The sequence below is a fragment of the Nitrosovibrio sp. Nv4 genome (genome assembly GCF_900215485.1).
Classification (GTDB): Bacteria; Pseudomonadota; Gammaproteobacteria; order Burkholderiales; family Nitrosomonadaceae; genus Nitrosospira.
The window spans coordinates 780226-794103 of sequence record NZ_OCMZ01000002.1; the positions used below are offsets into that span (position 1 = coordinate 780226).

Annotated in this window: 12 protein-coding genes and 1 tRNA gene; 7 read left to right on the plus strand and 6 right to left on the minus strand. The window is 53.8% G+C overall.

Translation table 11 applies throughout. The features are described from left to right. Positions 1 to 198 precede the first annotated feature (198 nt). Positions 199 to 1341 (plus strand): IS4 family transposase, encoded by a 1143-nt coding sequence (locus CRO05_RS11800; protein ID WP_200814297.1) that lies wholly within the window; start codon positions 199 to 201, stop codon positions 1339 to 1341. 328 nt (positions 1342 to 1669) lie between these two features. Here CRO05_RS11800 and CRO05_RS11805 read toward each other — a convergent pair. Continuing rightward, positions 1670 to 1746 (minus strand) — tRNA-Pro (locus CRO05_RS11805). Positions 1747 to 1897: 151 nt separating this feature from the next. Further along, positions 1898 to 2866 (minus strand): octaprenyl diphosphate synthase, encoded by a 969-nt coding sequence (ispB, locus tag CRO05_RS11810; protein ID WP_097067961.1) that lies wholly within the window; start codon positions 2864 to 2866, stop codon positions 1898 to 1900. 193 nt (positions 2867 to 3059) lie between these two features. Here ispB and rplU point away from each other — a divergent pair, with 193 nt between their 5' ends. The 3 genes from rplU to cgtA all read left to right on the plus strand — a co-directional run bounded on the left by rplU (position 3060) and on the right by cgtA (position 4814). Then, the gene (rplU, locus tag CRO05_RS11815; RefSeq protein WP_097067358.1) at positions 3060 to 3371 is read left to right on the plus strand and encodes a 50S ribosomal protein L21; all 312 of its coding nucleotides are present in this window, start codon (positions 3060 to 3062) and stop codon (positions 3369 to 3371) included. Between the two features lie 12 nt (positions 3372 to 3383). Further along, positions 3384 to 3641, plus strand: a complete 258-nt coding sequence (gene rpmA / locus CRO05_RS11820) for a 50S ribosomal protein L27 (protein ID WP_097067359.1) — start codon at positions 3384 to 3386, stop codon at positions 3639 to 3641. Positions 3642 to 3719: 78 nt separating this feature from the next. Continuing rightward, positions 3720 to 4814 carry an Obg family GTPase CgtA gene (gene cgtA, locus CRO05_RS11825; protein ID WP_097067360.1) on the plus strand — a complete coding sequence of 365 codons (1095 nt, stop codon included), beginning with the start codon at positions 3720 to 3722 and terminating at the stop codon, positions 4812 to 4814. 27 nt (positions 4815 to 4841) lie between these two features. Here cgtA and CRO05_RS11830 read toward each other — a convergent pair whose 3' ends face one another. Both CRO05_RS11830 and CRO05_RS11835 read right to left on the minus strand, forming a co-directional pair. Beyond that, positions 4842 to 6107, minus strand: coding sequence for a PepSY domain-containing protein (locus CRO05_RS11830; protein WP_235001421.1), 1266 nt, complete (start codon positions 6105 to 6107; stop codon positions 4842 to 4844). A 4-nt stretch (positions 6108 to 6111) separates the two neighbouring features. Continuing rightward, on the minus strand, positions 6112 to 7785 hold the full coding sequence (locus CRO05_RS11835) for a cyclic peptide export ABC transporter (RefSeq protein ID WP_235001422.1): 1674 nt from the start codon (positions 7783 to 7785) through the stop codon (positions 6112 to 6114). Between the two features lie 174 nt (positions 7786 to 7959). Between CRO05_RS11835 and CRO05_RS11840 the strand changes: the two genes are divergently transcribed. Next, the gene (locus CRO05_RS11840; protein WP_107758425.1) at positions 7960 to 8868 is read left to right on the plus strand and encodes a N(5)-hydroxyornithine transformylase PvdF; all 909 of its coding nucleotides are present in this window, start codon (positions 7960 to 7962) and stop codon (positions 8866 to 8868) included. A 70-nt stretch (positions 8869 to 8938) separates the two neighbouring features. On the opposite strand, the gene CRO05_RS11850 is transcribed toward CRO05_RS11840, so the two are convergent. Continuing rightward, positions 8939 to 9148 (minus strand): hypothetical protein, encoded by a 210-nt coding sequence (locus CRO05_RS11850; RefSeq protein WP_097067362.1) that lies wholly within the window; start codon positions 9146 to 9148, stop codon positions 8939 to 8941. A gap of 605 nt (positions 9149 to 9753) precedes the next feature. Here CRO05_RS11850 and CRO05_RS11860 point away from each other — a divergent pair. Continuing rightward, entirely contained in the window at positions 9754 to 11061 is a 1308-nt protein-coding gene (locus tag CRO05_RS11860; RefSeq protein WP_097067364.1) for a lysine N(6)-hydroxylase/L-ornithine N(5)-oxygenase family protein, read from the plus strand. A gap of 111 nt (positions 11062 to 11172) precedes the next feature. Further along, a complete protein-coding gene (locus CRO05_RS11865; protein ID WP_097067365.1) occupies positions 11173 to 13542 on the plus strand; it encodes a TonB-dependent siderophore receptor in 2370 nt (789 codons plus the stop codon). 23 nt (positions 13543 to 13565) lie between these two features. Here the strand turns inward: CRO05_RS11865 and CRO05_RS15585 are convergent, their stop codons facing one another. Beyond that, complete coding sequence (locus CRO05_RS15585) at positions 13566 to 13742, minus strand: hypothetical protein (protein ID WP_159462737.1); 177 nt, start codon at positions 13740 to 13742, stop codon at positions 13566 to 13568. Positions 13743 to 13878 lie beyond the last annotated feature (136 nt).

Consider the following 13878-nt stretch of genomic DNA (forward strand, 5'->3'; position numbering starts at 1 on the left):
GGATTGTTCCGTCATTCCCGCGAAGGCGGCAATCACCCTTGCTTCGTCATTCCCGCGAAAGCGCACTGCTGTCCGGAATAAATTTATCCATAAATCTGGAAAGGGTTGCAGGCATTGGTTTAAAGGGTTAAAACCCTGTTTGCCAACTTAAAAACCAAACCTGCAACCATGTTTAGGATAAGCCGATTTCAGGAATTAATGAAGGGGTTATCGCGTGGAGCGTTCGATCGCATTGTCGAGCAGCATCAAGCGGACAAATACAGCAAGAAATTCCGTTGCTGGGACCAACTGCTGACGATGGTATATGGCCAATTAAGCGGAGCAGGCAGCCTGCGGCAAGTGGAGGCGGGTTTTAATAGTCACATTGCTCACCACTATCACCTCGATACCGGCTGCATCAAGCGCTCCACCCTGGCTGATGCCAACGGCAAGCGCAAGGAAGCGGTGTTTGCCGACACCGCGCAGTTACTGATGGGACAGGCATCACGGCAAATGCGCAAGCAGGTCAAACAATTGCTGTATCTGCTGGATTCGACCTCGATCACACTCAAAGGAGCAAAGTTTGATACCTGGACATTGGAGAATCGCACTCGCAATACCCAAGGCATCAAGCTGCACGTGCTGTTGGCTTCAGAGCCGCATGCGCCGGTCTGGCACGACTTCAGTGCTGCCAACGTCAACGATGTAGAAAAAGCTATCGCTGTGCCACTGCGGGAGGGGGCATTGTATGTGTTTGACAAAGGCTACTGCGACTACAACTGGTGGCATCGGATCGATGCGGCAGGGGCAAAATTCGTCACCCGCTTCAAACGCAATGCTGCGTTACGGGTCGAGCAGGAACTGCCTATCCCGCCGGAAGCTGCGCCCATCGTGCTGCAGGACCGGATCGTGCGCTTCAAGCACAAGCATCCACGCGGTGGCTGCGTGAACCTCTACGACAAGCCGCTGCGCTACATCAGTATTGCCAGATGCGACAAGCCAATACCCCTGATATTGGCGACCAACGACCTGCGCAGCACGGCACTGGAAATTGCGCAGCGCTATCAGGGTCGCTGGCAAGTCGAACTGTTCTTCAAATGGATCAAACAGCATTTGAAGATCAAGCAATTTCTCGGATGCAGTGAAAACGCCGTGCGCATCCAGATATTGACCGCGCTCATCAGCTATTTGCTGGTAGTGCTCTATAAACAGGTGCAGGGCTTGAAGCAGAGCCTATGGGAGTGCCTGTGCCTGATTCGCGCCACGCTATTTCAGCGTCCCGATATCGACGTTTCTTTATATCGAAGGCGACGATCCCGGCTTGAACAATTGGCACAGGTACAGATAGGGCTGTTCTCATGAATTTGTCAACAGATTTATTCCGGACAGCAGTGCGCGAAAGCGGGAATCCAGCTGTTAGCTTTTAAAAAACATGGATTCCCGCTTTCGCGGGAATGAAGGAGCAAGGGGTGCCAGTTATACGCATTCTTTTGCCGAAGGCTCGTTCAGGCAGGTCAGTTTGGCTGGCACGAGCGTGCTGGACGTGCTTCACTTTGAAGGAGATGAACTGCTGGTCAATCTCAGCATAAAATCGACCTCGTGCTGACAGGATTTTGAGCACCCCAAACCCTGAGGGATCGCTTCTCAGACGAGACTCGAAATTGGAAAAGGTCAGTATGAACAAACCGAATGGTCGGGGTGAGAGGATTCGAACCTCCGACTCCTGCGTCCCGAACGCAGTACTCTACCAGGCTGAGCTACACCCCGAAACTATCTACCCCGTGCTTCTTCGCTCATGGCGATTCGCGTCCGAGTACGTGGGCAGCAATTGTACGCAGGAAGGGATTTCCGAGCAAATCCAAATTTTTCGATGCGACCGATACTATTCAAACTGGAGATGCGCAGCACCAGGAACATCTCAATAATTTCGCGCTACCGCAAACGTACTCAGCTGTAACAAACTTTCCTTGTAATCGGAATCAGGCAACAATGAAATCGTTGCGGAAGCCGTCTCGGATTCGGCTTGCGCCCTCTGCCGGGCATAATCCAGTGCGCCGGTCTGCTGGATAACTTCTAAAACTGGCTGAAACCCGCCTTCCCCGCCCTGCTCTATTGCACGTCGTATTATCCCTGCCTGCGCGCTTGACCCTGTTCTCATCGCATAAATAAGAGGAAGCGTGGGCTTGCCTTCAGCCAGATCGTCTCCCAGATTCTTGCCGGTTTCGTGATAATCCCCGGAGTAATCCAGCATGTCATCGGTTAATTGGAACGCTGTGCCGAGATGCATGCCGTAAGCGGCCATCGCCTCCTCCTCCGCCAAGGTGGCATTGCCGAGGATCGCGCCGAGCCGCGTCGCCGCCTCGAACAGCTTGGCAGTTTTATAACGGATTACCCGCAGGTAATTCTCCTCGTCAACATCGGGATCACGGCAGTTCAGCAACTGCAGCACTTCGCCCTCGGCTATGGTATTCGTGGCGTCCGCCAGTACCCGCATGACGCGCATGTTGTCCACTTCAACCATCATCTGAAACGCGCGGGAGTATAGAAAGTCGCCGACCAGCACGCTGGCGGCATTTCCGAACAGGGCATTTGCGGTCGCCTTGCTGCGCCGCAATTCGGAAGCATCAACCACGTCGTCATGCAGCAGAGTCGCGGTATGAATGAACTCCACGATTGCCGCGAGATTGTAATGATATTTTCCGGCATAGCGGAAAGCACCGGCGGAGAGGATTACCAGCGAGGGTCGCAAGCGTTTCCCGCCGCTGTTGATAATGTATTCGCTTACCTGCCGGATGAGCGCCACTTCGGAGTGGAGTTTCTCGCGGATAACGGTATCGACCGCCCCCATATCCTGGGCGATAAGGCTTCTTATACGTTCAATTGACACAGAGGTTCCTGCAAAAAAGATGCCATGGTAGAAACGTCCCTGCCAACGTGTCAAGTTCGGCAATCGGGACCTCCCGGCATTTTGACACAAAACTCATCCGCAACAGTCCTTTGACGTTGTATAGGGGACTATGTATAATTCGCGCTTACTCTTTTCAGGGTGCTTTCACAAGAGAGCAATAGGGAATCCAAACATGTATGCAATCATCAAAACCGGCGGAAAGCAGTACCGTGTCGAGGCCGGGCTAAAACTCAAAATAGAACAGATACCGGCGGACATCGGGAGCGAACTCTCGATTGATCAGGTGCTGATGGTTGCTGATGGCGACAATGTCTCCGTGGGCAAGCCTCTGCTAAGCGGCGCGTCGGTCCAGGCAACGGTGCTGGAGCAGGGCAGACACGACAAGATACGTATTTTCAAGATGAAGCGGCGCAAACACTACCAGAAACATCAAGGCCACCGGCAGAATTACACCGAAATTCAGATTACCGGCATTTCGGTATAGGGAGAGTTTACCATGGCACATAAAAAGGCAGGCGGCAGTTCCAGAAATGGCCGCGATTCGAATTCCAAGCGTTTGGGCGTAAAAACCTTTGGCGGCGAGCTGATCCCGGCTGGAAGCATCATCATTCGTCAACGTGGCACGAGGGTTCATGCCGGCGAGAATGTTGGAATGGGCAAGGACCACACGTTGTTTGCCAAGGTTGACGGCAAAGTAAACTTCAGCACGAAAGGTGCGCAGCAACGAAAAACAGTGAGCGTCATACCGGTATAATTTTAATTATCTCCGCAAAAAAGCCCTGTCAGTCCGATAGGGCTTTTTTGTTTGTATCGTGGTAAATTGGAAAGGCTTATGAAATATATAGACGAAGCGATCATCCAGGTAATTGCCGGAAAAGGGGGCGACGGTGTCGCAAGTTTCCGACGGGAAAAATTTATTCCAAAAGGTGGCCCCTCGGGAGGCGATGGCGGACGCGGCGGCAGTATTTTTGCCATCGCCGACCGGAACATCAATACCCTGGTGGACTATCGTTTTGCCCGCATGCATCGCGCTAAAAAAGGTGAAAACGGCCGCGGTTCCGACTGTTATGGGAAGGGCGCGGACGATATCGTGTTGCGCATGCCGGTAGGCACGGTTATCACTAACGCCGCCACAGGAGAATTGGTTGTCGATTTGAAGCGGCATGAGCAAAAGGCGCTGCTGGCAAAGGGGGGAGGGGGAGGACTTGGCAACCTGCACTTCAAATCCAGCACAAACCGGGCCCCCCGCCAATTTACCCTTGGCGAACCGGGGGAGGAGTTCGATCTGAAGCTTGAACTAAAGGTTCTGGCGGACGTCGGGCTTCTGGGCATGCCTAATGCCGGTAAATCCACGCTAATCCGGGCGGTTTCGGCCGCTCGCCCAAAAGTTGCCGATTATCCCTTTACTACGATGCATCCGAACCTTGGCATGGTACGGGTGGATCAAAACCGCAGTTTTGTGATGGCGGATATCCCCGGACTGATAGAGGGCGCAGCAGAAGGTGCGGGACTTGGCCATCAATTCCTGAAACATCTCACCCGCACCCGTCTGTTGCTGCATATTGTGGATGTAGCGCCCCTGGATGAAAACGTTGATCCCGTGCACGAAGCCAAGGCCATTGTTGAAGAACTCAGGAAGTACGATGAATCTCTTTATCAGAAGCCTCGCTGGCTGGTGCTCAATAAGGTCGACCTGCTACCCGAAGATGAACGGGAGAAAATATGCAAAAAATTCATTCGCAGCGCCGGCTGGAAGGGAAGAAGCTTTACTATTTCGGCGCTGGCTGGCGAGGGGTGCAAGGAGCTGACGTACGCGATCATGGAACATCTGGAGCAAGAACCAGCAGAACCAGCGGATGAGAATCAGGAGCCGCCAAAAGCTGCGAGTGAGCCTGCTCACGAATCTGCCGACAGGCAAAATATCTGACCCCGGCAGGGTCTTCTTCTAAAGCCTTTATTCGGTTTTTGCGAGCATTTTCTTTCGTACCCAGCGTTTCTTCTGCCAGATGATCACGCCGGTAATGGAGAGCATCGCTACCAGCAGCCCCATTGCTGAAATGAAAATGCGTCCGGGCAGGCCGATGATGCGGCCGGAGTGCAAAGGGAACTGGGCCTGCATGAAGATGTCTCCCGCACTGCCGGTACCGGGTATTTTAAGCCCAGCGAGGTCTCCAGTCCTGCCGTCGAAGTACAGGGATGGATTACCCAGCCCGACATCGCCATGCTCGTGCCCCGGTTCAAAGAATGTTACCCCATAAATTCCATGCTCCGGCACATAAAATATCCCGCCTGGAGGGGCACTCCAGCCGAGCTTTCCAGCTTCCGCAATGGCAAGCTGGAGAATATGGCGCCGGCCGACTACCGGTTCGATGGGCTGGTCCGGTGGACTGGGGGTACCCGTAAAAGGGCTCGGCGTTAGCGTCGAGAATAGCGACACCAGCGGTCGCATTACCTGCCGATTGAGGTTCATCGAGACAGCGGTGACCGCGAGAAGCAGCAGAAATCCCCACACCCAGACTCCACCGGAGCGGTGCAAGTCAAAATTCAGCTTTGAACGCCCCTGCCGCCAACGGAATGCAAACGATTTAGGCCACGCGCTCGCATTGGGAAATGAAATCCACAGTGCGATGAAGCAATCCAGAGCCCAGACCATTGCCAGAATACCCATGAACAAGATGCCAAGCTCAACACCGAATCCATCGGGGATGTGCATGCTGTAGTGCAACTTGTACAGGAAAGGAAGCAGGTTCTCACGACTGAGCGAAATCTCCCCCCACATCCGTTTTCCTCGTACTTCCCCATCCACGGGATCAAGCGCAACATTGTTGAAGTTGAGCTCGAGCGCTTTGCCTGTGGCCGGATCCAGGCGCGGGCTCACCGCGAGGCCGAGATTGTGCCCGGGCTCGATCGTCAACGGCAGCCAGGTTATCAGCAACCGTGGGTCGGCCGCTTCCAGTTGTTCGGCGAGTACCAACGGGGACCGGGGAACACCTTCGCTTTGCGCTTCAAATAAATCCGGATTGAGCCACTCATCCAGTTCATGGTCCCATGAGATGATCGCTCCGGTAAACCCGGAAATGAACAGGAATGCAGCCAGAAAAAGTCCGGTCCAACGATGCATCAGGACAAAAATATTGCGGCCGATAGACCGTTTGCCAGCCGCTTGTCTCGCCGGTGAACCGACTGAGTCAGGCATCGCAGATGCGATAATTCGTTTCACGGCGTTAAATTATGCTGTCAAGCGCTAGCGAAGGCGTCGTGCCGCTGTTTTTTGTCGCACTGTCTTTCATTGGTCCCCGGCTATTGAAGGTCAAACATCCGCTTTCCATGCGCACAAGGCGGTCGGCGAGATGGAAGTAACGATCGTCATGCGAGATCACGAGTACAGCCTTACCCATCGCGCGAAGTTCCGGGAGCAGTTCGCGGTAAAACACTTCCTTGAATACGGGATCCTGATCCGCTGCCCACTCGTCGAAGATAAAAAACGGGCGATTTTCCAGATAGGCAACGACCAAAGCCAGACGCTTGCGCTGCCCTTGCGAGAGCGCGAGGGTGGTAAAAGCACCATTCTGCACCTTAACCTTGTTTTGCAAATGCAGTTTGGCCAAAAGATTGTTACCCTCGCTATCCAGATCAGCCCTGCCTGTTTCAAGCAAGCGGTCGAAAAGATGGAAATCGGAAAAAACCGTCGAAAAAAGCTGCCTGTAACGGTCACGATTGCTCTCATCCACCACGTCGCCGTTGAGAATTATCCGGCCTTCCTCCGGCGGATAAAGCCCGACCAGGAGCTTGGCCAAAGTGGTCTTGCCGCTGCCATTGCCGCCAACGAGAAAAGTGATCTCTCCCGGATGAAAATCGAGATCGATCGGACCCAGCGTAAAGAACTCATCGCTCTGTTCATGATAATACCGGTGCAACACACCCTGAAGCAGGATGGACTGCAACCCAGGGGGGGAAGAACTATCGGACTCTATCTCCAATGTGGTCATCTCCCGTGTTATTTCTTCTATTCTCTCCGCGGAAACCTTGGCCAGGTTGGCGCGCGGAATATGCAATAGAAGCGCTTCGAGCGGACCCACCATGTAGACGAATACCAGCGCATAGCCCGTCATGATCAAAGCTCGATCGGGTCCGTCACTTACCAGGGCAAATAATACCATCCCAACAAACGCATAAAGCAGGAATTGCGCCCAACCACCAGAAGCAACGAAGACCGACATCCCAAAGGTCCTTTCACGGCGCACGGTTTCAATCGAGCTCGCGAGCACGTCATCATAAAACGCCTTTCGTTTTTTTTGGTTCAAGCGAAGTTCCTTGGCCCCATCTGTGAGGGAACGAAAGTAGGAAAATAACTTGTCCTGTTCCAGGGACGCATTATTGAGGTGGCGTATTGCGCGCAAATGCGCTAAATGGTACCCCACGGAGCCCAAGCCGACTACGATAATAGCAAGCAGGAACACTTGCGACGAGAGCCACGCCATATACAGAAGACACCCAGCGACGATGACGGCGTTCATCAGGATTACTGGAAAGCTGACAAAAAATTCCGCTACGCGGGTGCAATGCTCAGCCAGGACCGATTGTATGCGAGCGGCGCCGACAGTCTCGAGATTACGGTAATCAGCTGCCAGAACCTTTCTCGCGACAAAGCTGCGCAGGTCTGCGTGCGCGCGCTGGCCCAGGCGCTCAAAAAGAATCGCAGCGCCGACATAACTTAGCATTACCGCAACGGCGGTAGCAATGAACGTTGGCGCCATTGTTCCACTTTCCTGCTCTGTCGCGGTGAGCGCAGAACTGATCTGCGCAACCAGAAAAACGCTGCAAGCACCGTGAAACACGGTCACCAATGAAGCACCCGCCAACAATATCCGTGATTGGTTGATAAGATACTTGAGCATGGCTCTCTCGCAATATAGTGATAGTGAAGAGACGAACCAGTATCGTAAATATTTATGAGCCGGTCTGAGTACCCCAAATCACTTTTGGCGAAAATCTTCACCAGGGGACACTAAACATTGTAGGTCGCAAATCGTCTTGAACGTAACGCACAACCTCATGGCGATTGCACGGACATGTCGAAAACGAAGCTTGCCTACATCTGTTCATTCAGGAACGCCGCGGCCGACAAGGCCGGGCAGTACGTCGAGTACAAGGGAGAGCGGCGGTACATGAAGTCCCCGCTCGAGTACCTGGTCGAGGCTCTGAACGGGACGAAACTCGGTGCGGCCTATTCCCTGGAAGCGGTGATTTTCGACGACGACGAGGGATCGGCGCGGGATCGTGAGAAGGTCAAGGAGTACGGGTTCTTTTGCCGGCCGGGCGGGCTGTGGTTCTATCCCCCGGATCTCGAGGTACAGGGCCAGCGCCTGAACGATCTTCTCCACGGGGTTCCGTCCGTCTATCGCAGGCTTTCCCTCGATGCTGCCGATCGGCCGGCAGGCAAGAGCGCCTTCGAGGCGTGCCTTCAGGACACGCTGCTGGCCGTGGGGGCGGAACTCGTCGTGGTGGACGGGTTGCTCATCATCCTGGATGAGCTGGTCCGGCCGGGCACTCCATTCCATCGCAAGATGGTCAACATCCATCCGGGCATCACCCGTCTGGACTCGCCCCATGAGCGCCGCGGCGCGTATGCGACGCTGGATGCGCTGTATGGGGCAAGGGGCCTCAAGGTGGTTGATTGGACGACGATGGAAACCGCTCCCGTACCCGTGGCGGACATGACGGGTGCATCGTTCCATTACATGGACAACGGCGTCGACTCCGGCGAGGTGATCGTCGACGTCCTCAACACGAAGATCAGTCCGCAGGACACCATCCTGGAACTGCGTTGGAACAACTTCAACAACAGCTTGTTTCCGGCGTTGTATCAGGGACTGGCCCAGATGGCAGGTATGTGTGAGGGAAGCTGGCCGATTCGGAGCATCGAGGGTGAGGGCTGCGATGAACGGGGTGCCATGGATTCGGCTTTCTGGGCCGGATAAGGGAGTGCCTCGGCGATGGTGGAGAGCTTGAGCTGCCCGCAAAGTTCGGCGATACGTTCATGTGCCAGGTTCAGTCGCTACTCCCATGAACGTGCCGTAGAGTGATAACGGTGCCGCAGCGGTGAAAGCCAGCTGCGGAAGCGCTCATGCAATTCCTGGCTGCTTGCCGGCTGCTGATTTCGACAAGGCTGAATACGTTGGCCATGCGCTTTGCAGGGCGATGCACTCCTCGCGCAATTGTTCCCCGGGCCGCTTGCCCGGTGGTGCCATGCGAACGCATATCTGCTACTTCCCGTAGCCAACGCCAGACCTCGGTATTTGGCCCCCTTCAAACCACTCGAAACAGTTCACACGCCAGGAATGGAAGGAATGTGTGAGCGCGCGCTTGAATACCGCATACAGATTTTTTTCACAGCCTGGAAACAGAAAATAATTGAGCGGCATTGAAAGCAAACCAAACCACAATTGTAAAAAATAATGTTTCTCATTCGTCTTTAAGCAGAATGACCACCATAAGGGATCGAACTGGCGGTTCGCAATTGGCACCTATTCGCACTGGAAACACAACCGTTGGCTGGGAACTGATAGATGGGACATTTACATGAGCAAGGCCTGAATTTGCAGCGCTGTGCTACGCCTTTTACAAGTGGTCCCGACCAGGTCACTCATGTATCGAGCTGTGATGGCGGCAGACTGCTGTTGCAATCCAGGGACGGAGCGGAAATTTCCACGTGATGGCTTCGTCAGCAGGCAGATCAACTAAAACTCGAGTAAACGAACCACGCTGGGGATGCTGTTGCGGGAGCGCTTCTTCGGACAATGGCTGCGGGTACCGCGGGACGCTGTCGCAACAACCTATTCCACATCTTTATCCTGAGGACAGCTATGCAAATACATGACCTGATCGGTATCGGCTTTGGCCCCTCTAACATTTCGCTCGCAATTACCCTGGAGGAAAAGAAACAGGAAGGATACGAAATAGACGCATTCTTTATCGAGAAGCAACCAAATTTCGCCTGGCATGCAAACATGATGCTGGATAACACACATATGCAGATATCCTTTCTGAAGGACCTGGCTACCCTGCGCAACCCATCCAGCCATTTCACGTTCATCAATTATCTGCACCAGAAGCAGAGGCTCCAGGACTTCATCAACCTCAAGACATTTTTTCCCAGCCGCCACGAGTTCAACGATTACCTTGCCTGGGCTGCGTCCCACTTCGACGATCGCTGCGCTTATGGTGAAGAAGTGCTGGAAGTGCTGCCGGAAAAACGGAATGACGAAGTAACGCTGCTGCGGGTGCGTTCGCGCGATTCGCAGGGGGCGATCCGGGAGCGATTCGCACGCAACCTGATCGTCAGCGTGGGGGGAGTGCCCCGTATTCCCGAGTGCTTCCATCATTTGAGAAATGATGGGCGCATTTTTCATTCGAATAGCTATCTTCGTGAGATCGCCCGGCATGGGAACGCCGAAAAGATAGCGGTTGTCGGCGCGGGGCAAAGCGCCGCCGAAATCTTCATGGACCTACATAATCGCCCCGACGCCCCCCACGTCGACCTGATCATGCGCGCGCGCGCGATCAAGCCCTCTGATGACAGCCCATTCGTCAACGAAATTTTCAATGCGGATTTCACCGACTTTATTTTCAGCCGCTCCGAGCCGGACCGTACCGCCTTGCTGGAGGAAGTCTGGCACACCAACTACGCCGCGCCCGATCTTGTCCTGATCGAACAAATCTTCAATGCCTTCTACCAGCAAAGGGTTACGGGCGATTTACGCCACCGATTCCTCAGGCGCCATGAAGTGGGCTCCGTCCGCACTTTACCTGAAGGACGAATCGAGCTGCTCCTTCGCGACCTCAATACGGACCGCGAGTACAACGCTTTGTACGACGTGGTGGTGCTTGCGACCGGTTACCGACGAGATTATCACAAGTCATTGCTGCGGCCACTTTCACCCTACATGGGCAGCTTCACCGTTGACCGCCACTATCGTTTGAAGAGCACACCCAATTTCCATCCGGCTATCTTTCTTCAAGGAGCATGCGAAGAAACTCATGGTTTAAGCGATACGCTGCTTTCGGTGATTGCAGTGAGGACGGATGAGATAGGCCATGCCCTGTTTGACACGATCGAGCAGAAGGATGTAAGCCAGGCAGGAAGCCAGATACGCGCAGTGGCAAACCAATGAGTATAAAAATAGAAACGAAAACAGAAACGAAAATCGCTCTCAGTCGCATTAAAGCGGTTAAAATATCGAATGCAGATACTTAACTTTTTTTAACTTCCAGCAAACAAAAAAATGAAAGCCTATACAAAAACTATTAAAGGGCGCCGTCCACTTACCCACCGCATCCAACGCACCAAACTCGCAACCGCGCTACAGTACGCCCTCCTCAGCCTGTCGATGACAGGATATGCTCATGCACAACAGGCTTCTCCAGAACCGGCCAAGGCTGGGCAGTCCGAAAGGAAAATTCTTCCGGGAGAAGGTAGCACCGGGCAGTCCTCTGCAGAACCATCATCCGAATCGAAAGAAAAAACTTCAGAAGTGAAGGCTGCACCGGTTGCAAAAGATACTCAAACGCCGGCTGAACCGGGCAAGCAGGGGGAAACTGTCTTGCCAACAATGGTTATCAAGGATACAGGACTTGACAAAGTCGAGTATGGTACGAAAGATACCATGACAGCGACAAAGACGAAGACCCCGATTATCGAAATACCCCAGTCGATGACCGTCATTACCCGCGATGAGATGACCATGCGCGGCGTGAACCTCCATTTCACCGAAGCACTGCGTTATATACCGGGCGTAACGGCAGACCAGTTCGGGTTTGATGGACGGGGTTTCGAGTATGTAAGCATGAGGGGCTTCAACTCCCTGAGCACTGCCAACTTCCGGGATAATTTAAGCCAGCAGGGAAGAGGGCTCTTTTTCGCCGACTTCATCACCGATCCCTATTCTCTCGAGCGGGTGGATGTATTGCGCGGTCCCACCTCAGTCACGTTTGGACGCGGCGATGCCGGAGGTATCGTGAACAGGATAACCAAGCTTCCCACTGCCGCTCCTATCCGCGAGATCGAACTCCAGTACGGCAATTTTGACCGCAAGCGAATCGCGGGGGACTTCGGCCTGGCCAATGAAGATGGAACGCTGATGTTCCGGCTTGTGACCTCCGCGCTCGACACGGGTACCCAGCTACGCTTTGCCAATACAGGAGGAGACCGCGCCCAGATCAGGCGCTTTTACATCTCGCCGTCGCTGACCTGGCGTCCCACCGACAGGACATCCGTCACTCTTTTTGGTGATATCCTGAATAATCGCAGCGAAGCGTCTGCCTTTTACCAGGCTGCGCCAGATGGCCGCCCGACCAGAACAGTTCTGGGGGTACCCAACTATACGCAGTTTTCGACCGACCAGGCCTCCTTCAGCTATAAACTTGAGCACCATTTCAATGAAACCTTCACGGCGCGGCAAAACTTCCGTTTCATGCGGCTCGATGGCAGGTACAGAGACATTAATCCAGCGGGACTTGCCGCAGATGGAACCTTGGGTCGCAGTGCATTCGGTACCCGGGAACGAGTGGATCAAACGGTGCTCGATACGCACGTGGAAGCTCGTGCTAACACAGGTCCTTTCAGGCATACGGCTTTGGTTGGAATCGACTGGAACCGCGTCGAATCCACCCTCAAATATTTTAACGCCAGTGCTCCAACACCCTCCATTAATGTTTTCAATCCCAACTATAACCTGCCAATACCCACACCGGATTCCCTGTTCATCGACGGCGTCCAGAAGATAGACCAGGTTGGCTTTTACGTACAGGATCAAATCAAGTTTGATCAGCGCTGGGTTTTAACTCTAAGCGGCCGCCACGACAAGGTGTCGAGCGTTACTGACGTTAATATTTTCAACCCGCAGCATACCGCGAGCAAAGATTCAGCGTACACCGGCAGGGCCGGCCTGACCTACCTTTTCTCCAACGGCGTCGCGCCTTATTTCAGTTATTCGCAATCTTTTCTGCCTCAATATGGGCTCGATTTTTTTAATAACAGTCCCTTCGAACCTACGCGCGCTTCCCAGTATGAAGTGGGCATCAAGTATCAGCCTCCCGGCACCAGGAATTTGTTCACGGCAGCGTTGTTCGAGTTGACCAAAACCAACGTTCTGACTCCTGATCCTCGCACACCGCTTGGCTTGTCGGTAGCAGGTGCGGTTCGCTCCCGGGGCGCGGAACTGGAAGCAAGGACAGAGGTTTTTCGAGGCCTGAATGCGATCGGCGCTTTCAGCTATGTCGACGTCAAGGTAACCGAAAGTAGCCTTGGTTTTGAAGGTAACATGCCAGTCCGCGTTCCCAATCTGACAACCTCGGGCTGGCTCGATTATAACCTCGGCACGTTGAATGTCGACGCGTTGAGAGGATTCTTCATTGGGGGCGGCGTACGCTATGTGGGCAGAGTGTTTAATGATGAGGCAAACACCAGCACTACGCCGTCGTTCACCCTGTTCGATGCGGTCCTTCGATATGATCACGGCCCCTGGCAGTTTCTCATCAATGCGAATAACATATTTGATGAAAAATACTTTACTGCAGGTCCCGCCTCAGGCAGCGGGAGCTTCTTCCTGGGGTCGCGACGTACTGTTGTAGGGACATTGAAACTGAGGTTTTGATATGCCGGCAAAACCCTGCTGTACTATAGCGGGGGAACGCCTGGCAGGACCTGACCCCCGATCTTGCCGTGTTGCTGGATCGGGTGAAAGTGGGCGTCGGCAATGCCAGCACTTGATAGTTCCGGAATAAAGATCGTGAGCGTCAACCCGATCAGCATCCCTTGTTGCGGTGAAGGAAGCGGAAGTTGGGGGCTGATCACCCAGCCATCCACGTCTTACAGGCGTCTATTCCTGAAATTGATCGTTCAAAGCTGACTACATAAAACCCGCTGTTGAGTTGGTCGTAACTGGACCGTTCCCTCCAATTTCATGGCATCTTCTGGCCACTGATTGCGC